The sequence below is a fragment of the Paraclostridium sp. genome, assembly GCF_051656405.1.
Taxonomy (GTDB): Bacteria; Bacillota; Clostridia; order Peptostreptococcales; family Peptostreptococcaceae; genus Paraclostridium.
Window position 1 is genome coordinate 1 of the sequence record NZ_JBOGBV010000060.1, and the last position, 22,228, is coordinate 22,228.

25 protein-coding genes are annotated in these 22,228 nt (G+C 28.3%); 7 read left to right on the forward strand and 18 right to left on the reverse strand.

Translation table 11 applies throughout. From position 1 onward, the window contains the following. The 3 genes from ACRDDE_RS08710 to ACRDDE_RS08720 form a co-directional block, all read right to left on the reverse strand. A partial coding sequence (locus tag ACRDDE_RS08710) for an aminotransferase class V-fold PLP-dependent enzyme (RefSeq protein ID WP_438626884.1) occupies positions 1 to 263 on the reverse strand: 263 nt, incomplete at its 3' end. 18 nt (positions 264 to 281) lie between these two features. Next, positions 282 to 731: an RrF2 family transcriptional regulator gene (locus tag ACRDDE_RS08715; RefSeq protein WP_438626885.1), complete on the reverse strand. Its 450-nt coding sequence runs from the start codon at positions 729 to 731 to the stop codon at positions 282 to 284. Between the two features lie 165 nt (positions 732 to 896). Then, entirely contained in the window at positions 897 to 1,667 is a 771-nt protein-coding gene (locus ACRDDE_RS08720) for a GNAT family N-acetyltransferase (RefSeq protein WP_438626886.1), read from the reverse strand. Between the two features lie 213 nt (positions 1,668 to 1,880). Here ACRDDE_RS08720 and ACRDDE_RS08725 point away from each other — a divergent pair, with 213 nt between their 5' ends. Further along, complete coding sequence (locus ACRDDE_RS08725; RefSeq protein WP_438626887.1) at positions 1,881 to 2,438, forward strand: hypothetical protein; 558 nt, start codon at positions 1,881 to 1,883, stop codon at positions 2,436 to 2,438. A gap of 42 nt (positions 2,439 to 2,480) precedes the next feature. On the opposite strand, the gene ACRDDE_RS08730 is transcribed toward ACRDDE_RS08725, so the two are convergent. Further along, positions 2,481 to 3,758, reverse strand: a complete 1,278-nt coding sequence (locus tag ACRDDE_RS08730) for a replication-associated recombination protein A (protein ID WP_438626888.1) — start codon at positions 3,756 to 3,758, stop codon at positions 2,481 to 2,483. A 210-nt stretch (positions 3,759 to 3,968) separates the two neighbouring features. Here ACRDDE_RS08730 and ACRDDE_RS08735 point away from each other — a divergent pair, with 210 nt between their 5' ends. Beyond that, entirely contained in the window at positions 3,969 to 4,607 is a 639-nt protein-coding gene (locus ACRDDE_RS08735; RefSeq protein WP_438626889.1) for an SIMPL domain-containing protein, read from the forward strand. Positions 4,608 to 4,638: 31 nt separating this feature from the next. Here ACRDDE_RS08735 and ACRDDE_RS08740 read toward each other — a convergent pair whose 3' ends face one another. Both ACRDDE_RS08740 and ACRDDE_RS08745 read right to left on the reverse strand, forming a co-directional pair. Continuing rightward, positions 4,639 to 5,058, reverse strand: coding sequence for a DUF3785 family protein (locus tag ACRDDE_RS08740; RefSeq protein WP_438626890.1), 420 nt, complete (start codon positions 5,056 to 5,058; stop codon positions 4,639 to 4,641). A 12-nt stretch (positions 5,059 to 5,070) separates the two neighbouring features. After that, the gene (locus ACRDDE_RS08745) at positions 5,071 to 5,976 is read right to left on the reverse strand and encodes a transglycosylase domain-containing protein (RefSeq protein WP_438626891.1); all 906 of its coding nucleotides are present in this window, start codon (positions 5,974 to 5,976) and stop codon (positions 5,071 to 5,073) included. Positions 5,977 to 6,171: 195 nt separating this feature from the next. Here ACRDDE_RS08745 and ACRDDE_RS08750 point away from each other — a divergent pair, with 195 nt between their 5' ends. Continuing rightward, positions 6,172 to 6,342 carry a 4Fe-4S binding protein gene (locus ACRDDE_RS08750; RefSeq protein ID WP_021429849.1) on the forward strand — a complete coding sequence of 57 codons (171 nt, stop codon included), beginning with the start codon at positions 6,172 to 6,174 and terminating at the stop codon, positions 6,340 to 6,342. A 247-nt stretch (positions 6,343 to 6,589) separates the two neighbouring features. Here ACRDDE_RS08750 and ACRDDE_RS08755 read toward each other — a convergent pair whose 3' ends face one another. From ACRDDE_RS08755 to ACRDDE_RS08795, 9 genes are all read right to left on the reverse strand, one after another. Then, positions 6,590 to 7,651, reverse strand: a complete 1,062-nt coding sequence (locus ACRDDE_RS08755; protein WP_438626892.1) for a serine/threonine-protein kinase — start codon at positions 7,649 to 7,651, stop codon at positions 6,590 to 6,592. Between the two features lie 184 nt (positions 7,652 to 7,835). Continuing rightward, positions 7,836 to 8,339: a 3'-5' exonuclease gene (locus tag ACRDDE_RS08760; RefSeq protein WP_021429918.1), complete on the reverse strand. Its 504-nt coding sequence runs from the start codon at positions 8,337 to 8,339 to the stop codon at positions 7,836 to 7,838. Positions 8,340 to 8,505: 166 nt separating this feature from the next. After that, positions 8,506 to 9,411, reverse strand: coding sequence for a S8 family peptidase (locus ACRDDE_RS08765; RefSeq protein ID WP_438626893.1), 906 nt, complete (start codon positions 9,409 to 9,411; stop codon positions 8,506 to 8,508). A gap of 289 nt (positions 9,412 to 9,700) precedes the next feature. Next, positions 9,701 to 10,639, reverse strand: a complete 939-nt coding sequence (locus ACRDDE_RS08770; protein ID WP_438626894.1) for an SPFH domain-containing protein — start codon at positions 10,637 to 10,639, stop codon at positions 9,701 to 9,703. Positions 10,640 to 10,652: 13 nt separating this feature from the next. Further along, complete coding sequence (locus tag ACRDDE_RS08775; RefSeq protein ID WP_438626895.1) at positions 10,653 to 11,078, reverse strand: NfeD family protein; 426 nt, start codon at positions 11,076 to 11,078, stop codon at positions 10,653 to 10,655. A gap of 85 nt (positions 11,079 to 11,163) precedes the next feature. After that, positions 11,164 to 12,327 carry an MORN repeat-containing protein gene (locus tag ACRDDE_RS08780; RefSeq protein WP_438626896.1) on the reverse strand — a complete coding sequence of 388 codons (1,164 nt, stop codon included), beginning with the start codon at positions 12,325 to 12,327 and terminating at the stop codon, positions 11,164 to 11,166. Positions 12,328 to 12,541: 214 nt separating this feature from the next. Next, complete coding sequence (locus tag ACRDDE_RS08785; protein WP_438626897.1) at positions 12,542 to 13,555, reverse strand: PTS sugar transporter subunit IIC; 1,014 nt, start codon at positions 13,553 to 13,555, stop codon at positions 12,542 to 12,544. Positions 13,556 to 13,706: 151 nt separating this feature from the next. After that, the gene (locus ACRDDE_RS08790; RefSeq protein WP_438626898.1) at positions 13,707 to 14,723 is read right to left on the reverse strand and encodes an exonuclease domain-containing protein; all 1,017 of its coding nucleotides are present in this window, start codon (positions 14,721 to 14,723) and stop codon (positions 13,707 to 13,709) included. Between the two features lie 127 nt (positions 14,724 to 14,850). Continuing rightward, positions 14,851 to 15,711 carry a tRNA 2-thiocytidine biosynthesis TtcA family protein gene (locus ACRDDE_RS08795; RefSeq protein WP_438626899.1) on the reverse strand — a complete coding sequence of 287 codons (861 nt, stop codon included), beginning with the start codon at positions 15,709 to 15,711 and terminating at the stop codon, positions 14,851 to 14,853. A 274-nt stretch (positions 15,712 to 15,985) separates the two neighbouring features. Between ACRDDE_RS08795 and ACRDDE_RS08800 the strand changes: the two genes are divergently transcribed. Genes ACRDDE_RS08800 through ACRDDE_RS08810 form a run of 3 tightly spaced genes read left to right on the forward strand, consistent with a single transcriptional unit; the run spans position 15,986 to position 17,042 of the window. Beyond that, the gene (locus tag ACRDDE_RS08800; protein ID WP_021429821.1) at positions 15,986 to 16,189 is read left to right on the forward strand and encodes a spore coat associated protein CotJA; all 204 of its coding nucleotides are present in this window, start codon (positions 15,986 to 15,988) and stop codon (positions 16,187 to 16,189) included. Further along, positions 16,189 to 16,452: a spore coat protein CotJB gene (locus ACRDDE_RS08805; protein WP_438626900.1), complete on the forward strand. Its 264-nt coding sequence runs from the start codon at positions 16,189 to 16,191 to the stop codon at positions 16,450 to 16,452. Before ACRDDE_RS08800 ends, ACRDDE_RS08805 begins: the two co-directional genes overlap by 1 nt. Positions 16,453 to 16,469: 17 nt before the next feature. Continuing rightward, on the forward strand, positions 16,470 to 17,042 hold the full coding sequence (locus tag ACRDDE_RS08810) for a manganese catalase family protein (RefSeq protein ID WP_438626901.1): 573 nt from the start codon (positions 16,470 to 16,472) through the stop codon (positions 17,040 to 17,042). A gap of 45 nt (positions 17,043 to 17,087) precedes the next feature. On the opposite strand, the gene ACRDDE_RS08815 is transcribed toward ACRDDE_RS08810, so the two are convergent. Together ACRDDE_RS08815 and ACRDDE_RS08820 are read right to left on the reverse strand one after the other, a co-directional pair. After that, positions 17,088 to 17,495, reverse strand: a complete 408-nt coding sequence (locus ACRDDE_RS08815; protein WP_438626902.1) for a hypothetical protein — start codon at positions 17,493 to 17,495, stop codon at positions 17,088 to 17,090. A gap of 115 nt (positions 17,496 to 17,610) precedes the next feature. After that, positions 17,611 to 18,960 carry a C40 family peptidase gene (locus ACRDDE_RS08820; RefSeq protein ID WP_438626903.1) on the reverse strand — a complete coding sequence of 450 codons (1,350 nt, stop codon included), beginning with the start codon at positions 18,958 to 18,960 and terminating at the stop codon, positions 17,611 to 17,613. 257 nt (positions 18,961 to 19,217) lie between these two features. On the opposite strand from ACRDDE_RS08820, the gene ACRDDE_RS08825 reads away from it, so the two are divergent. After that, positions 19,218 to 21,380, forward strand: a complete 2,163-nt coding sequence (locus ACRDDE_RS08825) for a DNA topoisomerase (protein WP_438626904.1) — start codon at positions 19,218 to 19,220, stop codon at positions 21,378 to 21,380. A gap of 133 nt (positions 21,381 to 21,513) precedes the next feature. Here ACRDDE_RS08825 and ACRDDE_RS08830 read toward each other — a convergent pair whose 3' ends face one another. After that, positions 21,514 to 21,963, reverse strand: coding sequence for a YaiI/YqxD family protein (locus tag ACRDDE_RS08830; RefSeq protein ID WP_438626905.1), 450 nt, complete (start codon positions 21,961 to 21,963; stop codon positions 21,514 to 21,516). Positions 21,964 to 22,228 lie beyond the last annotated feature (265 nt).

A 22,228-nucleotide genomic window follows, 5' to 3' on the forward strand; every position in this document is an offset into this window, starting at 1 on the left:
TTTGCAAAAGCAACTCCTTCTATTGCCCAGTTGTCACTTTCTGTTCCACCAGCTGTAAAGTATATTTCATTTGGTTTTGCATTTATAAGATTAGCTACAGTTTCTCTTGATTTATCTAAAACATTCTTTGCATCTCTCCCGAAAGAATGAAAACTTGATGCATTTCCGAAAGTTTCAGTGAAGTAAGGCATCATAGCATCTAATACTTCTTGTTTTACAGGAGTTGTAGCCGAATAATCCATATATATTTTTCTTTTTTCCATTTCATTCATCTCCTAAATCTATTTTATAATTAAATCTGTTATATCATTTATGTTTTTATTTTTATTGTAATCATCTATCATGTTTTGAAGTGTTATTGAATTTATAACATCTTCAATACCTTTTTTAAGTCTCTCCCAAACAATTTTGGTAACACATATGTCGGAGTTTTCACATATATCTTCATCTACTACACAGTCTGATATTGAAACAGGACCTTCAAGTACTATTAGTATATCTCCTACAGTTATATCTTTAGGTTCTTTAACTAATAAATATCCTCCTTGAGCACCCCTTACACTTTTAATCAATCCAGCTTTTTTAAGTGCAGAAAATATTTGCTCTAAATATTGCTCTGATATATTTTGCTTTTGAGCTATTTGTCTTAATGGAACTGGTCCATTTTTCTGTGTCAACGAAAGCTCAAATATTGCTTTTAGTCCGTATCTACCTTTAGTTGATAACTTCATTTTATACACCTTCTTTTCAAATAGGTATTCCCGACTAACTTACTAGGTTTTATCTTCAAGATTATTTTATTATATCCTAGTGATCTTGTCAACATTAAATTCATACTATTTTTGTAGGAATTAAAAAAAGAGTTAAAACCTTGTGTTTTCAACTCTTTTTATTCTTCACCTATAATAAATTACCCACTGACCAACTTCTTTAAACCCTAATTTTTTATAAATTTTTCCGGCATCTTCATTATCATAAAATAAGCATGGCTTCTTTTTTTCATTTATCAAATTATTACATAACTTAACTATACATTTTGTTGCATACCCCTTATTCCTATACATAGGGTGTGTACCTACTCCAACTATCATTGCATGTGTAGCACTTTCTGATGTAGATTTTGCCATAGATACAATTTTTTTATCTTTTTCAATGTAATAACCTCTTCCAGTTCTTAAATTTTCTCTTATACTTTGTATTGTAGGTTTTTGAAATTCATTTATATCTTCATATAAATTAAGCACCTTACCTATTTTTCCAAATCTAATTTTTTTGACATCACTATCTACTTTATATTCATTTAAATAGCTTCGATTTTTCAATATACAAAAGTTAACAATTCTTTTTCTATCATAATTAATATATGGCTCTATATATTTTAAAGTTTCAATTTTACCATTTATGTTACTAAATGGTAAGCTATTTATATGATTAATAAAGCAAGTCAAATCGCTATTATCATAAGAATACAACGTTAATAGATCAAAGTATTGTATAAGTAATCCATTTATATCTCCAACGGTATTTAAATCTCCCCATATATTAAAGAATTGATTATCATATCCATATCTTTCAATATCCCCTATTACAAATAAATTAAAATCTTCTTCTCTTCTTAAGTATTCAATAATTTGATTATGGTAACATTCATCTAACTTTAGAATCATTTTATCCTCCGACATATAAGTTTAATGCTAAATAATATGTTATTAGTTATTTATTTATTCTTTTTTATAAGGCTTTTTTCCTTCATTAAATTAGTTATTATTTTATAATTATATCAAATTAAAACAAAAATTTATTTTTATAGTCAAATTACTTGAAAATGTATTTTCATAGTGATATATTAGTTTTAATAATTTCAGAAAGAAGGGTTAATTATGACTGTATTAGATGTCTTTGTTAAAAATTTATGTGGAACATTTAATAACGATGAGCAAATAGAATCTGAATTTAAAAAAGATGAGGTAAAACACCCTTATGCAAAACATATAAATGGTATATGTAATGATAAAATAAAAAATTTACCTAAAGATTTTAAAGGTTACTTTGTTATAGAAGAAAGCTATTATAAACAAGGTAATTTCAGCAACATATTACCTCATTTATTTTTATTTACACTAAATGAAGATAATAAAGTTGTATTAACATCATATGAATTACCTGAAGGAGTTAAAAAAGAAGATTTTAGAAATGACAATGAATCCTTAACAATGGATTATAATGATTTAATTACATCTGAAAAGTTTACACCTATGGTCTATGATGAGTCTAATGGAGTATTTACTGGAGAAAGTACTAGTCATTTTTCACCTGTAACTAAATTCGAACTAAAAGAAAGAATAGAAGACTCTACATTATATGTAAGTGAAGTTTTTTATAAAAATGATAAGATAACTTTTGGATTTGTTGATCCACTAATATATAAAAGAATATAATAAAAAGGTACAGCATCTAAGCTGTACTTTTTTTAATTTTAATTAATCATTTCTATTCTTTAAAGTTTTCCAATACTGCTCAAATGATTTTTCATTTTTATTTAATCCATGAGTATAATACTTTCTATCCTTTATAGGATCAGGTAAATACTGTTGATCTACGTAATTATTTTCATAGTCATGAGGATATTTATATTCAAGCCCTCTACCCAGCTTAGCTGCCCCTGAGTAATGAGCATCTTTTAAGTGCATAGGTATATCTCCTGTTTCTATACTATCTAAATCAGCTAGTGCTAAATCTATAGCACTTATTACTGAATTTGATTTTGGACACTGTGCTAAGTATATTGTAGCTTGCGCAAGAGGAATTCTTGCTTCTGGGAACCCTAATTTAAGAGCTGCTGAAACACAAGCTTCAGTTATGGTTATAGCTTGAGGAACAGCAAGCCCTACATCCTCACTTGCAACACACAATAACCTTCTTGTTATTCCTTGTATATCTCCTGCTTTTACAAGTCTTGCTAAATAATGTATAGCTGCATCTGCATCTGATCCTCTAAGAGATTTATGAAATGCAGATAGTATAGAATATCCATCATCTCCACCTCTATCAAAATTCATCATTTTTATAGTTGAACAATCCATAACATTTTCTAGTGTTATATTTACATTATTAGATTTTATATCTGTTCCTAAATTAATAACTAACTCTAGCTTATTTAATGCACTTCTCATATCGCCATTACAAGTTTGAGAAATATACTCTAATGCATTCTCGTCAACATTTACACTCTCATATGTATTAAGTTTTTTAATTTTTTCTACAGATTTTTTTAGACCTACAAATATATCATTTTTATTTATTGATTTAAATTCGAATATAGTACTTCTACTTAATATAGCTTTATATACTACAAAATATGGATTGTCAGCTGTACTTGCTATTAATGTAACTGAACCATCCTCTATAACTTCAAGAAGTGATTGTTGTTGCTTTCTATTTAAAGCTTGTATCTCGTCTAACATTAAAATTATTCCGTTATATGAAAATAAATCCCTTTTACTGCTATCTATAGCATCTTTAATTTCTTTAGTTCCACAATTAACTGCGTTCAACTTTATATATTTTTTACCTGTTACATTAGCTATTATATTCGCCAATGTAGTTTTTCCCGTCCCAGGTGGCCCATATAAAATCATATTTGGAATAGTTTTATTATCAATAAGTTTATTTATAATTTTTCCTTTTCCTATTATGTGAGTTTGCCCTATCATGTCATCTATTTGTTGAGGTCTTAATTTATCAGCTAATGGTTGCATTTTTACCTCCTAACTTTATATGTAAAATTGTATATAAATAAAAATTTAGTTCTTTTTTACTTACATTATTATACTACCTTTCAAATTTTATTTCATCCTATAGTACTTTTACTATATGTCATTATTTATAATCAAGTCTTATCTTAGGAATAAATTTTATTTTAAATTAGTATATTTATAGTATATGTGATTGTTGAAAGGGGATATTTTATGCAATATATGAATATGAATGCAATTAGAGAGAAAGGACAACTCTCTATAAATGGAGTCGGAACTGTTAGAGTTAAGGCTGACTTAGCTTTATTGACAGTAGGTGTAACTACATCTAATCCTGATGTTCAAGTAGCTCAGGTAGAAAATTCAAATACTGTAAATGCTATAATAATTAGCCTAACTGACTATGGTATTCCAAAAGAAAATATAAATGCTTATGATGTTTCTATAAATAAAAAATATGACAATATAACAAATGAACTTGTCGCTTATGAAATTACTACTACTTTAAGAATTGAAATCACTGATCTAAAAAATTTAGGTGATATTTACTCTTTAGCTATAGAAAACGGAGCTAATAGTAATATTAATATTTCATTTACTGTATCTGATACAGCGCCTCATTATAAAGAGGCACTTTTAGCTGCAACTCAAGATGCATTGGATAAAGGTGCATTGTTAGCTAAAAACCTTGGTATAAAATTAAGACCTTTACCTGAAAGTATTTTTGAAAATAGTACTTCTATTTACTCCGTAAGTAAAAGAGATGTTGGATATGCAAGCTCTCCTTATCTATCATCAGGGGATTTAATAGTTACAGCTCAAGTAACTGTTGTTTTTAATACTTATATATAGCCATAAAAAAAGCTGCTATAAAAGCAGCTTTTTATACTATACAATTTTCTATTTGAACTATATAATCACTACAATGTTCACATATTATTATACTTACTATATAACTATCATCTACTTTTCCAGATCTACTTAACTTATTAAATGACAGTCCTTCATATTCTTTATCTATATCACTAATTACATATTTACCATCCTTTGAAAAAACATAAAAATGATATTCTAAGAATCCAAAGAATTTTTGTTTTTCTTTAACTCCGGCTAAACACTCTGGACAGGCTTCTTGGTAGTACTCTAAATCAAAATCAATATCTTCATCTTGATTTAATAATCTTAAAACCTCATCTAAATCTATGTTAGATACTGGTTTTTCCTCATCATTTATTAGCCCACTACAGTTGCTTTCATTTAGTTCATAATCTTTTTCTCTAAATTTAAATTTAAAATTACTCATAATACACCTCTTTTACTTTATATTCATTGGAGTTTCTTGCTTTTTAGCTGTCTCATATTCATCTTTAGTTATATATCCTAACTCTTGCATTTTATATAAAATTATATCTCGTCTTTTTTTAGCTGCTTCATAATCTGTGGAGTATAGTCCTGGATTATTTGTTATACCAGCCAATAACGCACATTCACCTAAATTAAGTTCACTTACATTTTTGTCAAAATAGATTTTGGCTCCTTTTTCAACTCCATATGAACTTTTCCCTAAATATATATTATTTAAATAAAGTTCTAATATTTCTCGTTTATTCATATGTTTATTCATTTGCTTAGCGTTATACATGTCTTTAAGTTTTCTTTTTATAGTTTGATCTGTAGTAGTTAAAAGATTCTTTGAAAGTTGCATTTCAAGTGTGCTTCCACCTTGTGTAGATTTACTTATAGCATTGTGTACAACCGACCTCGCTAAAGCCATGTAATCTACACCTTTATTATCATAAAATCGTTCATCTTCTATAGAAACTATCGCATTTTGTAAATTCACAGGAATTTTACTTATACTCACATATTCACTACTTATTGATTTATCCTTCATATATGAGTATGTAAGTTCAGGAGTATTTTTAAACATTACATTCATTAATACATTTCCAGCTATAGCTCCTACAAATGATATTATAAGTAAAAATATTAATGATTTTTTTAGTACTCCTAAAAACTTTTTATTTCTTAATTTCTTTTTAGCTCTTACTTTTTCAACTCTTTTTCCACTACTTGTATATTCTTTTCTATTATCATAATTCATACTATTCTCAGCTCTATTTATGTTATTTTTTTTAATAACTTGAGTTTTTGAGTTTCCATTATGAGAGCTAATTTTTTTACGCCTTATTTTATTATTTCCATCATCATAATAACTCATTTTTTTCTCTCCTTTTTAAATATATGAGTAATTATACCTTTTTATGCCAAATAAATCAAAACTTTAATTGTCTATAGTTTTATGTTTTTTTGTACTTATTATTTAAAATTATTTTATATAAATTTTGAAATTTTTGTGTAAACTTGATTTTTTAGGGTATAATAAATCTGAACAAAATTTTAGGAGGTATTTATTATGGCTTACAAAATAAATGATGCTTGCATAAGTTGTGGAGCATGTGAACCAGAATGTCCAGTTAGTTGTATATCTGCAGGAGATGACAAATACGTTATAGATCCTGATGTATGTATAGAGTGTGGAACTTGTAACAGCGTATGTCCTGTTGACGCTCCTCAACCAGAATAATACATAAATTAAATAGACAAAAAAAGAAAAGCTCTTAGCTTTTCTTTTTTTTGTCTATTTTCAAATCCAAAATTCAATTTGATTTATTTTATACTTTTTTGTCGAAAATTGTTGACATATTTGTCGAATCTTGTTATTATTATTTCAGAAGGTTATTCCCCTGATAACCTTAAAATTTTTACTCCCCAAATAAAATATATTCCCTAATAAACCCCTTTTTATAATATATTTTACCCCTTTAAAAGCCTTACTTTGATCGGTATGAAAGTAAGGCTATTATTTTATTTACTTCCTTAAAAGCCTCGTATTTTCTCTCTATATATTCATAACAATAACCTTTATATATATTATATTTTCTACTTTCCTTATTAACTCTTATAGTTTTTATATTCCAATAACCTGAATCCTCACTAACTATAATTTGTATAATAGTATTATCATTATTCCTTCTTGTAAAATAATGATTTTCATCACTACCTTCGTATTTCCAATCTAAGTTCTCATTTATACACTTAATATCTTTAATTATCTCTGATACATTTTCATATCGATCTTGTGGACTTACATTTATGCATTTTTCAATTATATTTATCATGTCTTTAGGGACGTGCGGTAAATATTTATTTCTTTTAGGAAATTTACCACATGCTGATGCTACTTTAACCATGTTTATATCTTTATATTTTTTTAATTGGTTATTATATTCTAAATTTCCATTACACATTCTATACAAAGTTGTACCTATTTGGTATATATCAACTTTTCTATCTATAACAGTGCTCTTACATTGTTCTGGAGCTATGTGTTTATAATAAACATTTCTTAATTTACCAACTCCATTTTTATTTAAATATACAGCTGAACCAAAATCAGTTAATACAGCTTTATTTTCATTACTTATAAGTATATTATTTGGTTTTATGTCACAATGTGCAATTCCTATATTGTGTATATACTCAACAGCATATAAAAAATCTAATGCATAATTCTTTATTTCTCTTATAGTTAAATTTCTTGTTTCTAATAAATGATATAGTGATCCATTTTTATAATAAGGCATTGTTATATATATATTTTCATCATCATATGATACATGATTTATTTTTATTATATTCGGATGATTTGCTTTACATATTTTTTTTGGTTCTTCAAAACATTTTTCTGGATTTTTAAAAGATGATTTTTTTATTTTCTTTAATATGAATTGTCTCCCCATTTGACTATCTTCAACTAAATATAACTTTGAATTAACCCCTTCAGATTTTAAAGGTTTTATTATTTTTAAGTCTATATTAGTAATTATATCCATAATATAGTATCACCACCTAAAAACACTCCTATCATAACCCCCATTACTGTCACTCCTAACTCTGCATTTTTATGACTTATATATACTATGATTTTTAAGTATAAATAAACACTAAAAAAACAAATTCAATTTTGTATACTTAAAAAACCCTTATACTTATTTTAGTAAGCATAAGGGTTTTTTGTTACTTATTTAGTTCAAGAAATAATTTTGCAGTAGCTAGTGTATCACTATCTGCTCTATGTGCATTTTTATTTTCTATATTATAGTACTCACACGCAGTTTCTAATTTTTTATTTTTTCCTTTATATTCTTTGTTCTGCTTTAAAAGTTCTAGAGTACATATATGATTATTAATAGGCTCTAGACCCATTTTATCTAAATAAAAATTCAAGAACTTTAAATCAAATTTAGCATTATGTGCAATTATTGTTTTTTCACCTACATATTCTCTAAACTTAGGTAAAACTTCTTCTAAACTTTTTTCATTTTCTACCATTTCATTGCTTATGTTCGTTATATCACTTATAAATGTAGGAATTATTCCATTAGGTTTTATTAATCTTGAATAATTTCTACCTATTTTATTATCTATAATCTCAGTTACACCAATCTCTATAATCTCGCAACCTTTGTATGGATCTAAACCAGTAGTTTCTAAATCTACTACAATAAATTCTTTTTTCATATAAAACCTCTCACCTTCATATAATTATATATATAATTATATCAAATTTTAGCATATATTAAAAAAGAAAAAGCAATAACAAATTATGTTAATGCTTTTTCTTTTCATATTTATAAATAATTCTTGTCCTTTTTTATATCTTAATATCAAAAATTAGTTTTACTATTTATTTAAATCCTTTTTTAGGAATTTTAGGACTTTCTAAAAATACCAATCCATTTCCTTGAACCTTTTTATCATAACTTAAGTCTAAAGTAAACTTAATAAGTTGTGCATATATTTCTGGCTCGCTTAGTTCTCTTTCAAACGCTCCATCTGAGTAGTTCTTTATAAGCGCTAGCGCTCCACTAACATGAGGGGCCGCCATACTTGTTCCATCTAAAATTGCATACGAGTTATTTTTATAAGTAGACAAAATACCTACCCCTGGTGCCATTACGTCTAGAAAATTATTGCTATTTGAAAAATATGCAGGTTTAGCATTCTCATCTACAGCTCCAACTGAAATAACTTCACTATATGAAGCTGGATAAGAGTATTCATTTGTAGATGAGTTATTATCTCCATCATTTCCTGCTGCACAGACCACTAATATATTATTGCTTGCAGCTTTTCTTATAGCTTTATGAAGATTTTCATCATCAATATATCCACCTAATGACATACTTATAATATCTACCTTCTTGCTTGTAGCATAATTAATAGCATTTATTATCCACTTATACTCGCCTTCTCCATCTCCATTTAGAGCCTTTAAAATCATAAGACTACATTCAGGCGCAACACTAAGAACAATTCCAGCAACATGAGTTCCATGGCCTACATAATCATTAGCTATATCTTTATTTGAGTTATCATCTTTTGTAAAGTTTCTTGTGTGTACTATATTATTTTTTAGTGCTTTGTGCTCAACATCACAACCTGTATCTATAATAGCTACCGTAATTCCTTTTCCACGGTTTGATTTAGCCCAAAATTTATCAGCTCTAATCATTTTGACCCCATAGGAAACTATTTTGGTCTCTCTCCTAACTTCATTTACTTTATATGGAAGCAATCTCATTTTGCTCATCTAATACAACTCCTTTGATAACATTCATACTGAATTATATACAATTTAAAGTTATATTGTGATAAGCCTTAAGCGTAAAAAATTCGCTTCGCTTGAGCGACTACGTCTGCGAACCACTTCATGTCGCCAACAACTTCGTCTGTTGCTCAAAATCTTTTTTACTTTCAAAACATAGTTACTTGATATAACTAATTTTAATAGGTTATCATTAGTTCTTAATAAGTGTAATTACTTTAAGCGTAAAAAATGTCCTAAGGTTTAATTCTTAAGACATTTTTATTCTTTAAATTTATTTTTTATCAGCTATTAATTCTTTTATAGCTCCTATGCTTCCAAGTAATCCTTGTGATTCATATGGAATGAATACTTTATTTTCACCTTTAGCCATTTCGCTTAATGCTTCTACATATTTAACAGATAACATTGCCTCATCCACATTAGCATTTTTAAGAGCTTCATATACCATTCTAACTCTATTTGCTTCTGCTTCTGCAATTTTATTGATTGCCTCTGCTTCACCTTCTGCAATTCTAATTTGAGACTCTCTCTTAGCTTCTGCATGAAGTATAGCAGTTTGCTTTTCTCCTTCTGCCTTTAATATTTGAGACTCTTTATGTCCTTGTGCCTGAGTTATAGCAGATTGTTTTGTACCTTCTGCTTGAAGTATAACTGCACGTTTTTCTCTCTCTGCTCTCATTTGTTTTTCCATGGCTTCTTTTATATCCGCTGGAAGATCTATGTTTTTAATTTCAACTCTTTCTACTCTTACTCCCCATTTATCAGTAGCTTCATCAAGTATTATTCTAAGTTTATTATTTACATCATCTCTTGAAGATAGCGTTCTATCTAGTTCCATAGTTCCTATTACATCCCTTAATGTAGTAGTTGTTAAATATCTTATAGCTTGAACTAAATTAGCTATTTCATAAGTTGCCTTAAAAGAATCTGTAATTTGATAGTACACAACCGTATCAATTGACATCGTAACGTTGTCTTTAGTTATAACAGGTTGTGGTGGAGAATCTATAACTTGAGTTCTAAGATCTATTTTTTTAACAACTCTATCTAATATAGGAATCACTAAATTTAATCCTGATTCACCTGTTTTCCAATACTTTCCTAATCTTTCTACTATAATAACTTCTGATTGTTTTACTATTTTAATAGTAGAAAAAGCTAAAACTATAACTAATACTATTAAAACTGTAAAGAATATTGATGCAAACATTTAAAACCCTCCTTTATGCAATTTTTACAATTAATTTTACCCCATCTATTTTTTCAACAACTACATTGGCATCTTTAGGTATTTCTATTGAATTAACTGATGTTGCACTCCAAACTTCTCCATTTAATTTCACTAATCCAGGTTCGTCTGAGCTAATATCTTTTACTACTACACCAGTTTTTCCTATTAAAGCATCTATGGTAGATGGTTTTATTTCTTTATTTACCTCAAAGTATCTTTGAAGTACACTTCTACCAAATATAATTCCTATCCCTGAAACAATACACATTATTACGATTTGTGCACCCCAAGAAGGTATTATAAATGATGCCAAACCTGCTATAAGGCAGCCTATGGCGAAAAATATAGATAGAAAGCTTACTGTAACAGCTTCAATTATAAGTAATACTATCCCTATTATAATCCATATTAAAAACATTAAATCTCCCTCCTTAAGTATACTATACCCTATTTCAATTACCTTTGTAATTATAGTATATGCTTTGTAGCCTTATTGTAACTACTTAAATATTTTTTATTACCTCTTTTTCATTTTTGCTTATATCTATGTTTTTTATCTCTTTATTTTCTTTCCCTTCTCTGATAATCTCCCCTTTAATTATTATTTCATCTTTTATACAAACTTCAATCTTTGTTCCATTTAATAAATAATATGTTCCTATTCCACTTTTCTTATCATCTTCCCATTCCCCTATGTACCTATAACTTTCACATGTATAAGTTCCTACTCCAGATTTCTTTCCACTTTTATATTCGCCTTCATAAATTGAATTATCTTTATATATGTACAAACCTTTTTCATCAAATTGGCCATCTTTGAAATAACCTTTATAACTTTCTCCATTTCTATACTTTAATATTCCATATCCTTTTTTATATCCATATTTAAATTCACCTTCATATATATCTCCCGATTCATTAGTATATACACCTTTTCCATGATATACATTATTTTTAAATTCACCTACATATTTACTTCCATCAGCATATGAGTAGCTTCCTTTTCCATTCAATTTGTCCTCTTTATATTCCCCTTCAAATACTCCTCCATTATTACACACATACTTGCCTTTTCCTTCTCTTAATCCATCATTAAAAGTTCCTGAAAACTTATCTCCATTGTTATATATAATAAGTCCTTTTCCTTCTCTTTTCCCACTTCTAAACTCACCTTTATAAATATCTTTATTTACAAAGGTGTACATTCCTATCCCCTCTACAGCTCCAAATTTAAAATCACCACTATAAACAGAGCCATCGCTATAAATATACTTTCCTATACTATGCATCAAATCTTCTTTCCATAAACCTTCATATCTATCCTTATTTGCAAAAATGCAAATTCCAAATCCACTTCTTTTTCCATCCACTAATTCCCCTTTATATGTATCTCCATTATCATATTTTAAAATTTCATATTTATCATCTTTATTGCTTATTTTGGTACTTTTAACTGAATTATCACTCTCATCAGTTTGATTTCTTTTAATGCCTCTATACCTACCTCTTAAATTATTTGTTTTTTCACTGTATCCATTGATACTTTTTCTGTTTTTATTCTTTCTAATTTCTAAAATAAATAATAATAACTTAATTCCCATAAATGCCATTGATAAAGTAATAAATATAACAAATACCATTTCAAAATAACTTTTTATACCTTCCATACATAGTCCTCCTTATATTCTTATAATATAAGTTTATATATACAAGTCCAAAAAAATGATTTTATTTATACGACAGGAGATAATGTTTTTTGTATAAATAATTTTCTAAAGCGTAAAAAAGACTGCCCCAAAGTAAAATCTGTAACTAAGTATGAAACTTGCACAAATTTACTGTAAGACAGTCTGTATATTCTTATTTAGTTTATGTAAAATATTATCCTCTTATTTCTGCAGCTGTAACTATCTTATGATTTCTAAATACATAACTTCCTGCAAATCCTACAATAGAACTTATTACAGCACATATAGCCATACATATTAAAACTTCTTTAGCTGGGTTAAAAGCAAACATAACTGGAAGTCCAGCAGATGGTGCAGCTGTACCTGGTGCATTGTTTACAAGCCCCATAGCTGAAACTACTACTCCTCCAAGTGCCCCACTTATAAAGTTTGTTACATATATAGGTATTGGATTTGCTGATATTATATCTGCTTGTGTTAATGGTTCAATTACAACAGATATAGTATCTCTTGTGTCTCCAAATTTTAATTTCTTAAATAATATAAAGTTTGCAAAAGATGTTGCTGATATAGGTAGTGATGCTATAGCCATAGGTACCCCTGTTAAACCTAGCATAGCTGTAAGTGCCATAGAACTTAACGGAGATGTTGATATTAATGTGAAGAATCCTCCTATTATTAATCCCATTACTATTGGACTTGAATTTGTAGATCCTGATATTACTTCTCCTATTGTTAATAATGTACTATTTACTACAGGTTCCAATGATACACCTATTAATCTAGTTATTGGTGCCATTACAATTACCATGACTAATAAATCAAGTCCTGGAGGAACTTTTTCTTCTAAATACTTAACTGCAAATGACATTAAATATCCAGCTATAAATCCTGGTAGTATTCCTAATCCTGAACAAGTTATTCCTAGTAACATTGAATATACCGGAGAAACGCCTAATGCTAACATAACTAATGATGCTGCTACTAAACCTCCTAGTCCTCCATTTATTGATCCTAGTTCACTAAGAAATGGAATTCCAAGAGTATTTCCTAGTAATGAAAACTGTATAGCCTCCACTAAAAATGTAGCACACGCTGCACTAGCTAGTGCACCCATAGCCTTCATACCATGCGGCGCCTTGTAACTAAATACTGAGAACGCGGTCAGTACTGCTAATAATAATACTGTTCCTTTTATAACTTCCATTTTTAAAGCCCCCTCTTTTGTCCAAAAATGCTAACCTTTTCCTATATTATAATTCAAAACCCAATCATCTTGCAACAATTTTCAAAATATTTAAATTATATATAATATTTTTTATACACACAAAAACAAACCAACTACTGCTAAAATGCGCTTAGTAGCTGGCTTCTAAAACTTCTTCTAAATTCAAATTTTCTTCTTCTAAATCTTGTTTAAATAATTCTAATATTTGAGTCAATTCTTGTTTATATTGATCTTGACCTAGCTTATAATACGATAAATCTTCCATTAATTCCATCATATCTAGGTACACATTTTCTAATAGATAAAAGTATCCCCCTCTTATATCAATAAGGTTCTTAAATGTAAATAATTTTTTGCTAACATCTTTTATATATTCTATATTGTATATGTCTAAATCAATTATAGACTTTATATATAATCTTAAAGTTTTTAAAATCTCTATAGAAATATCATCTAAATTTACATTTTCTTCATCAACATGCACTCTATGTTTATATTCTTCAAAAACAAATTCTAAATTTGTATTAATTTCGACAAAAGGGTTTTTTATTAAATCTTTTATAATTAATAATTCTCTTATGCATTTTTTATTAGATAATGTCATGTCTAATATAAGCAAATTGTATGCATCTGCTAAAGGATCATGCGCTTCTCCGTCAAATTCAACATTTGAATATTCAAGTAAATTCTTTAAAGATATATAATTTATACACCTAATTCCTTTATTCAAGTATTCTTTTTTTATGTCAATAAATAAATCTTTTATATTATTAACAAACCTCGGATGGTTATTTTTTTTAGAACTTCTTCGATCTGTATTTGCAAAACATGTTAAATCTAGATTCCCAAAAGTATAAATACCTTCTATTTCCGAAAACTCACCTAACCATCTTTTAAAATCTCTCATTACTTCTTCATAAGTAGGAGCATCAGCAATTTCTTCATTGGTTATTTTAGTAAGTTCTTCTATGTGAGGATATATATCAATCTCGCTTACTGGTTTTATCAACGATTTGAAATTTGAAATGTCCTTTGTAGTCATATCGTATTTTACAGCTCCAATAGCAATAATATCAGCATTATTTATATCTCTTCCATATTTAGAATTTGACATATTCATCTCAAAATCTATATATATTTTTTTCATCCCCTTCATCCTCTCTAAAGCATAAAACCTATACATTTTACCACTTAATTAAATTTATCATAATATAATTTTATAATACATTTTTACTAATATCAATCTAAAAGAAAAAGGATGTACTAAGTACACCCTACTCAAATCTTTCTAGGAAAGAATGTTTTTCTCCATCCTGTTGCCATCCTAAAACTGAATCAATATTTACATTTTCTGCAGCTTTAAAAATAGATTTTTCTACATCTTTGAAGTTATCGCCTAAGTTTTTAATAAGATCTTTTATTTCATATCTCTTATTACCTGTCTTTTTAGCCGCTACCATACAAGCACAGTTTAAAGGCCATATACCACTATTTTGTATAAATCTAACTATATGCTCTTCTCTTATATAATATAGGGGTCTTATTATTTCAATTCCATCAAAGTTTGTAGATTTTAACTTTGGAAGCATTGTTTTAAAGTTACCTGCGCATAATAAATTAAGCATTGTCGTTTCTATTACATCATCATAGTGATGTCCTAAAGCTAACTTATTACATCCTAACTCTTCTGCTTTAGAATATAATGCTCCTCTTCTCATTCTTGCACACATATAACAAGGATAATCTTTTGCTATTTCATCTGCTATTTCAAATATTTTCGAATCAAATAAATGTATAGGTATATCTAAGTATTCACAGTTATCTACTAATAATTGTCTTATATCTTTATGATATCCAGGGTCCATAGCTATAAATTCAACGTCAAAGTTTACTTGACTATGTCTTTTTAACTCTTGGAACATCTTTGCCATAAGCAAACTATCTTTTCCTCCAGATATAGCTACTGCTATCTTGTCGCCTTCTTCAACTAAATTATATGCTCTTATAGCCTTTATAAACTTAGACCATAAGTTTTTTCGATATTTTTTTACAATACTTCTTTCGATATCTTTAATTGGCTGTCTTTCATCAAAAGGAACTATAATTTCACAGCCTTTTCCTGCTAATTCGCTCATTCAATCACCTCATCTTTTTGTGAACATGCAACTTATTTTATCATAAAGGCCAATATTAGTTCAAGATATTCCTACCTTATATCTAATTATTTCCCAGAAAATCATTTACTTTTATTATTATCTTCAAATTTCTACTTATTATATATGTTTTTTAATTTATAAATTTTGTGTAACTTTTTAGCTACATATGAATATTATGCTATTAGATGCAGTTAATTTAACTGTTATTTAGATATAATTTTCAAAATACATCATTTGAACTGGAGGAATTTTGGTGAATACTAGAAATGTTAATAAAAATTGTGGCGATGCATTAGCTAGACCATATGTAAATGACCAAGTATTTGGCAAAATGTATAATTTGTCAAAAGCACTTCAATATGGAACTATATTTCCTGAATTAAATTTATGGGAATCTGCTATGTACAATAAAGATTTATATAGATATATGAAAAAAATCAATGGAGGTAAAAGATAATGGCTACACGTGCTGATATGTTAACAGATATAGAAGAACTTTGTTTTGCATGTTTAGATATGAACTTATACCTAGACAATCATACAGAAGATGAGAAAGCAATAGCAACTTATAATAAACTATGTTCAGAGCTTGCTAAAGCTAGAATTAACTATGAGAAAAAATATGGACCATTAAATAACTTTGGATACTCTCCAAGCAAAAGTCCCTTTCAATGGGTAGAAGGTCCATGGCCTTGGGAAAATAAATTTTATGAAATGTAAATAGGGGGATAATTTTTATGTGGATATATCAAAAAACTTTACAACATCCTGTAAATCTTAAATCTAAGGATTTACAAATGGCTAAATACTTAATAACTCAATTTGGAGGACCTAATGGAGAATTAGGTGCTGCTTTAAGATATTTATCTCAACGATTTACTATGCCTACAAGTAAATCAAAAGCTCTTCTAACTGATATTGGAACAGAAGAGTTAGCTCATGTTGAAATGATTGCTAGTATGGTTTATCAACTTACTCAAGATGCAACTCCTGAAGAACTTAGAAAAGCTGGTCTTGGATCTAATTATGCTCAAAACGGATTTGGAATTTTCCCTTCAGATGCTAATGGAGTTCCTTTCTCAGCATCTACAATAGCTGTTATGGGAAATCCAGTTACAGATTTGCATGAAGATATGGCTGCAGAGCAAAAAGCTCTAGCAACTTATTATCAACTTACTAATTTAACTGATGATGTAGATATTAAAAATGTTCTTCGTTTCCTAGGTGAAAGAGAAATCGTTCATTATCAAAGATTCGGAGAAGCTTTAATGGATGTATATGATTATCAAGAAAGTAAAAAAACATTTTAATAAAAATAAAGCAGGTTCTATTTAATAGAACCTGCTTTATTTTTATTAAACATTAGATAAAACTCTTATCTTCGTCTCTTCATCTAATATATTAAATACATTTAAACTTTCATATTCTTCAACCATAGATGTCTGTAAATACTTATATAACACATCTAAAACCGCATATTGACCTTGGTTTCTAAAATATAACTGTAAATTAGATATATAAATCATATAACACTTATTCATTCTGATTTCTACATATTGCGAGTTACTTGATAGTCTTGCATTTTCAAATAGCTCTTTTAACCTCATATATGCACATTCTGAATCTCTATTAGTTACACAGTTACTTAATCTTTCATCTAGAGCGTTCTCTATGTTTAAAACAGCATCTCTATCCATATAAAATTCTATATAGCAATTATTCTTACTGTATTTAAATTGGTAAAAATCAGTTATTAAGCACATGACTACACTCCTTCACTTAATACTATAATTATGATGACTTTATTAGTATTTTCAATTTACAATCATATTTATACACATAAAGTAAAAAAAAATAAAAAGCTTATGCTTTTTATTTTTATAAAACTCTTCTTGCATTTGTAAATTTAGAATTATAGTAACTGTTAAACTGAGATATTACAACTTTTCCAGCTCCTGATGAAGCATGTATAAATTCATTATTTCCAATATATATACCAACATGGTTTACTACACCGTCTCCATCTGTATCAAAGAAAACTAAATCTCCTTTTTGAAGATTGCTTTTACTTATAGCCGTTCCATATTTACTTTGCTCTTTAGAAACTCTAGGAAGGTTTACTCCTGCTCCATTTTTAAATGAATATAAAGTAAATCCTGAACAGTCAAAAGTATTTGGACCTTCAGCTCCCCATACATATGTCTTTCCTAATTGTTGTTTAGCAATATTTATAACTTTATCTGCACTAGATGATTGTCCTGGATTTTCTCCACCACCTGAATCTATAGTTCCTAAATATTGAGATGATACATATCCTATTGTTCCATTATAATTTATTTTTGACCATCCATTACTTTCTGATATTACTCCTACTTGCGTTCCTCTACTTAATGATCTTATAACTGAGTAATTAGTTCCTGGCCCTTGTCTAAAGTTTACACTGCTAGCATTAACTTGTTTATTTTCTTTTACTGTATTATCTTCTTGTCCGCCACCTGAATTTATATCCCCTAAATATTGAGATGATATATATCCTATTGTTCCATTATAGCTTATTTTTGACCATCCATTGCTTTCTGATATTACTCCTACCTTCGTTCCTTTGCTTAAAGCTGTTATTACTGAGTAATTAGTTCCTGGTCCTTTTCTAAAGTTAACACTACTTCCTGTAACTTGCTTATTTTCTTTTACTGTATTATCTTCTTGTCCGCCACCTGAATTTATATCTCCTAGGTATTGAGATGATATATATCCTACTGCTCCATTACAGCTTATTTTTGACCATCCATTACTTTCTGATATTACGCCTACTTGTGTTCCTTTATTTAAAGTTTTTATAACTGAATAACTTGTTCCCGGCCCTTGTCTAAAGTTTACACTGTTTCCTGTAACTTGCTTGTTCCCTTTTACCGTATTATCCTCTTCATTTCCTGTAGATTCTGATACATAATCACTATGTACAAATCCTTCTGTTCCATTGTACTTAATTTTTGTCCAAGAACCTACAACCTCTATATATTCAACTTTATCTCCTGTGTTTAACTTTCCAATAGATGAGTAATTAGTCCCTGGACCTTGTCTAAAGTTTACAGAATTCCCTTTTATAGTTCTATAATCAACACTTTTAGTTTGTTCATTCGTATTAGCAAACGATACCCCCGTAGAAGCTGGAATTATTATCGCCGCTGAAATTAATCCAGCTATCATGCTTTTTTTCTTCAAATTCATATATTTACTTTGCTCCTCTCCCTATAAATATTCGATAATTTCAATAATATATTTTTATACTATAGTTATTATTACAAAATTGTAACATTTTGTCTACATTTGTAACGACTTCCCAATTATTACCTAGTTATATGTCAATTCATTATATACGGATTTTTTACTTTTTTCTTTATACATATAATTTTTATAGTTTTCTTGAAGTTACTTCTTTTTATGTGCTAATATATTTAATAGGTTTTATTAAGGAGGTTTTAAATATGAAACTGATATTAGCAGAAAAACCCTCTGTTGCTAAAACAATAGCCTCATTTTTAGGTGCTAAAACTAAACGTGATGGATATTTTGAAGGAAATGGCTATATAGTTACTTATGCTGTAGGTCATTTAGTATCTTTATATGATGTTAAAGATTACGATAAGTCTTATGCAGGATCTTGGAAAAGTGAAAACTTTCCTTTTATACCTGATAAATTTAGATTCAAAGTTGACGGGTCTAAATCTAAGCAATTTAATATAGTAAAATCGTTAATTCATAGAGACGATGTTGAAGAAATTATAAATGCTACAGATAATGACCGTGAAGGTGAACTGATAGCTTTTTTGATTTTTCTAACAGCTAAAAATAAAAAGCCTATAAAAAGAATACTAGTAAATGAATGGACTCCTGAAGATATTAAAAGAGGCCTTTCAACTTTAAAAACAGATGAGCAGATGAGAAATCTACAAGCTGCAGGCTATACAAGACTAGTAACTGATTGGCTAATTGGAATTAATTTTACATCAATGACTACTTTAAAATACGGAAATGGAAAACTATTAAATATTGGTAGAGTTATACTTCCAACTGTAAAGTTAGTTTACGATAGAGATATGGAAATAGCTAATTTTATTCCTAAAACATATTATGAAATAGAAGGAAACTTCAGTTGTACTAATGGTAAGTATAAAGGTAAGTATATAAAAGGTAAGGAATCAAAATTTGATAGCATAGATGATGCTAACAAAGTAATCGATAGTATAACGTCCCCTACTGGTATTGTTAAAGATAAGAAAGTTACAACATCTAAAGAGTATGCTCCTAAGTTATTTAGTTTAACATCTCTTCAAGGTTACATAACTTCAAAATACTCTAGCTTTACTTCTGATAAAGTATTAAAAGTATGTCAGTCTTTATATGAAGGTAAAGGAAAAGGTGGATATATAACATATCCAAGAACTGATTCTATATACTTAGAGGAAAGCTTAGCTGGTAAGGCATCTCAAACTTTAGAAAAACTTAAAGTTGGACTTCCTTATGCAGATAAAATTAAATTTACTAAAAGTAAAAGAGTTTTTGATTCTTCAAAAGTTGATAGCCATAGTGCCATTATGCCAACTTACATAATTCCTAATAAGCTAACTCCTGATGAAGAAATTGTATATAATGCTATAAAGGATAGATTTGTAGCTAACTTCATGCCTCCTGCTGAATATGAAAACACTGAAATTCATACTTTCGTGGATGACCATAAATTTTTAACAAAAGGTAAAGTTCTTAAAGTTAAAGGATACTTAGAAGTATATAATAAGGAAGAAAAAGATGACTTATTGCCATTTGTTAACAAAGATGAAGTTGTAGATGTTGTTAAAATGGATATATTAACAAAACAAACTACACCTCCTAAATCTTATACAGAAGATACACTGCTTAAAGCTATGAAAAACTGCGGTAAAAATGTATCTGATGAGGATACAGCAGTTTTATCAGGTTATTCAATAGGTACTTCTGCTACTCGTGCTGAAGTTTTAAAGAAAATTTCAGAAGTAGGCTATGTAAATAAAAAAGGTAAATCTTATTATATTACTGATTTAGGTAAAAATTTAGTTGAAATATTCCCTTTAAAGGATTTACTAGATGTTGATTACACTGGTAAACTTGAAAAAAGCTTAAGTGATATTCAAAGAGGAGAGTTCACTAGAAGTGAGTACCTTACAAATATAATGAACTTCATAGTAAATGGAGTTGAGGCTATAAAAAATGATAGTAATAAAAATATTAGTACTGAGGTTTATAGCTATAATCCTAAAACTAAAAGATATTCTAAGGGAACTTTCTCTAATGATGGAGCAAAGCAAGAAAGCTTTGGAAAATGCCCAGTCTGTCAAAACGATGTGGTTGAATGTTCTAAAGGTTATATTTGCACCAATTATAAAGAATGTAAATTTGGAATTTGGAATAGTGATAAATTCTTATTAGCTTTAAAGAAAAAACCTAACAAAACTATGGTAAAAAGCATTTTAAAAAGTGGTTCTGCTAAAGTTAAAGGTTTGACTAGCAAAAGTGGAAATAAATTTGATGCTATTTTAAAATATACTAAAAAAGATAATGGGTATTTCTCTTGGGATATGGAATTTGAAAGCGATAAAGAAAAGGAGAAGTAAATTAACTCTGTTTATTGGCTTCGTATATAATATATGTATTTCCTTTACACGACGTACTTTGTACGGAAGTGTTTCGTCAATACATATGTTGTATACTTCGCTTATTCAGAAATAATTTACTTCTCTTTTTCTTTTACATGGATGAATTGTTAAGATTGTTGATTAATTTAATTAAGTTCTCTTTAAAACTTATATCATCTTCTTTTTGTCTTTTTTTAGGTCCTTTCATTCTGGAACCTGCATTTCTAGCTTTTTTAGATATGTGCCTTGTAAATAATAATTGATCAATATTTTCACTTGTATAAAGTTTCCCATTTTGATTTATTGGATTACATGATTTTGCTAAAACCATAGCAGCAAGCCCATAATCTTGAGTTACTACTATATCATCTTTATTAACCTTGTTTACTAATGCAAAATCTACCGAGTCTGCCCCTTTAGATAAAATTATAGTTTCTATACCTTGCTTATTAAATATATGAGAGGTATCACACATTAGTATTACTTCTATTCCAAGTTTTCTTGCAACTTCTATAGTTATATCAACAACAGGGCATCCATCTGCATCTATTAAAATTTTCATACCGTTCTCCTAATCATTTGACTTCACTTAATTATAAACTAAAATAATCGAAAAAAAAAGACTGTTTCCGATACAGTCTTTTAAATGGGTGGGTATTAGGTTTAAAATACTATTTATGGGGGGATAGTATTTCATCTAAAGGTTATAAGGGTGCCATTGGGAGAATGAACACCCGCTTTAATATTTATGTCAATTCCTATTGTTTTCTAGTTGTTTTTTGTCTAATCTTGTTGTCTATGTATACATAGTACTACATATTTTTACC

What these genes read in the sequence shown, in the direction of transcription:
- ACRDDE_RS08715 (WP_438626885.1), bottom strand. Translation starts at nt 731, where the DNA reads ATGAAGTTATCAACTAAAGGTAGATACGGACTAAAAGCAATATTTGAG.
- ACRDDE_RS08720 (WP_438626886.1), bottom strand. Translation starts at nt 1,667, where the DNA reads ATGATTCTAAAGTTAGATGAATGTTACCATAATCAAATTATTGAATAC.
- ACRDDE_RS08725 (WP_438626887.1), top strand. Translation starts at nt 1,881, where the DNA reads ATGACTGTATTAGATGTCTTTGTTAAAAATTTATGTGGAACATTTAAT.
- ACRDDE_RS08730 (WP_438626888.1), bottom strand. Translation starts at nt 3,758, where the DNA reads ATGCAACCATTAGCTGATAAATTAAGACCTCAACAAATAGATGACATG.
- ACRDDE_RS08735 (WP_438626889.1), top strand. Translation starts at nt 3,969, where the DNA reads ATGCAATATATGAATATGAATGCAATTAGAGAGAAAGGACAACTCTCT.
- ACRDDE_RS08740 (WP_438626890.1), bottom strand. Translation starts at nt 5,058, where the DNA reads ATGAGTAATTTTAAATTTAAATTTAGAGAAAAAGATTATGAACTAAAT.
- ACRDDE_RS08745 (WP_438626891.1), bottom strand. Translation starts at nt 5,976, where the DNA reads ATGAGTTATTATGATGATGGAAATAATAAAATAAGGCGTAAAAAAATT.
- ACRDDE_RS08750 (WP_021429849.1), top strand. Translation starts at nt 6,172, where the DNA reads ATGGCTTACAAAATAAATGATGCTTGCATAAGTTGTGGAGCATGTGAA.
- ACRDDE_RS08755 (WP_438626892.1), bottom strand. Translation starts at nt 7,651, where the DNA reads ATGGATATAATTACTAATATAGACTTAAAAATAATAAAACCTTTAAAA.
- ACRDDE_RS08760 (WP_021429918.1), bottom strand. Translation starts at nt 8,339, where the DNA reads ATGAAAAAAGAATTTATTGTAGTAGATTTAGAAACTACTGGTTTAGAT.
- ACRDDE_RS08765 (WP_438626893.1), bottom strand. Translation starts at nt 9,411, where the DNA reads ATGAGCAAAATGAGATTGCTTCCATATAAAGTAAATGAAGTTAGGAGA.
- ACRDDE_RS08770 (WP_438626894.1), bottom strand. Translation starts at nt 10,639, where the DNA reads ATGTTTGCATCAATATTCTTTACAGTTTTAATAGTATTAGTTATAGTT.
- ACRDDE_RS08775 (WP_438626895.1), bottom strand. Translation starts at nt 11,078, where the DNA reads ATGTTTTTAATATGGATTATAATAGGGATAGTATTACTTATAATTGAA.
- ACRDDE_RS08780 (WP_438626896.1), bottom strand. Translation starts at nt 12,327, where the DNA reads ATGGAAGGTATAAAAAGTTATTTTGAAATGGTATTTGTTATATTTATT.
- ACRDDE_RS08785 (WP_438626897.1), bottom strand. Translation starts at nt 13,555, where the DNA reads ATGGAAGTTATAAAAGGAACAGTATTATTATTAGCAGTACTGACCGCG.
- ACRDDE_RS08790 (WP_438626898.1), bottom strand. Translation starts at nt 14,723, where the DNA reads ATGAAAAAAATATATATAGATTTTGAGATGAATATGTCAAATTCTAAA.
- ACRDDE_RS08795 (WP_438626899.1), bottom strand. Translation starts at nt 15,711, where the DNA reads ATGAGCGAATTAGCAGGAAAAGGCTGTGAAATTATAGTTCCTTTTGAT.
- ACRDDE_RS08805 (WP_438626900.1), top strand. Translation starts at nt 16,189, where the DNA reads ATGGCTACACGTGCTGATATGTTAACAGATATAGAAGAACTTTGTTTT.
- ACRDDE_RS08810 (WP_438626901.1), top strand. Translation starts at nt 16,470, where the DNA reads ATGTGGATATATCAAAAAACTTTACAACATCCTGTAAATCTTAAATCT.
- ACRDDE_RS08815 (WP_438626902.1), bottom strand. Translation starts at nt 17,495, where the DNA reads ATGTGCTTAATAACTGATTTTTACCAATTTAAATACAGTAAGAATAAT.
- ACRDDE_RS08820 (WP_438626903.1), bottom strand. Translation starts at nt 18,960, where the DNA reads ATGAATTTGAAGAAAAAAAGCATGATAGCTGGATTAATTTCAGCGGCG.
- ACRDDE_RS08825 (WP_438626904.1), top strand. Translation starts at nt 19,218, where the DNA reads ATGAAACTGATATTAGCAGAAAAACCCTCTGTTGCTAAAACAATAGCC.
- ACRDDE_RS08830 (WP_438626905.1), bottom strand. Translation starts at nt 21,963, where the DNA reads ATGAAAATTTTAATAGATGCAGATGGATGCCCTGTTGTTGATATAACT.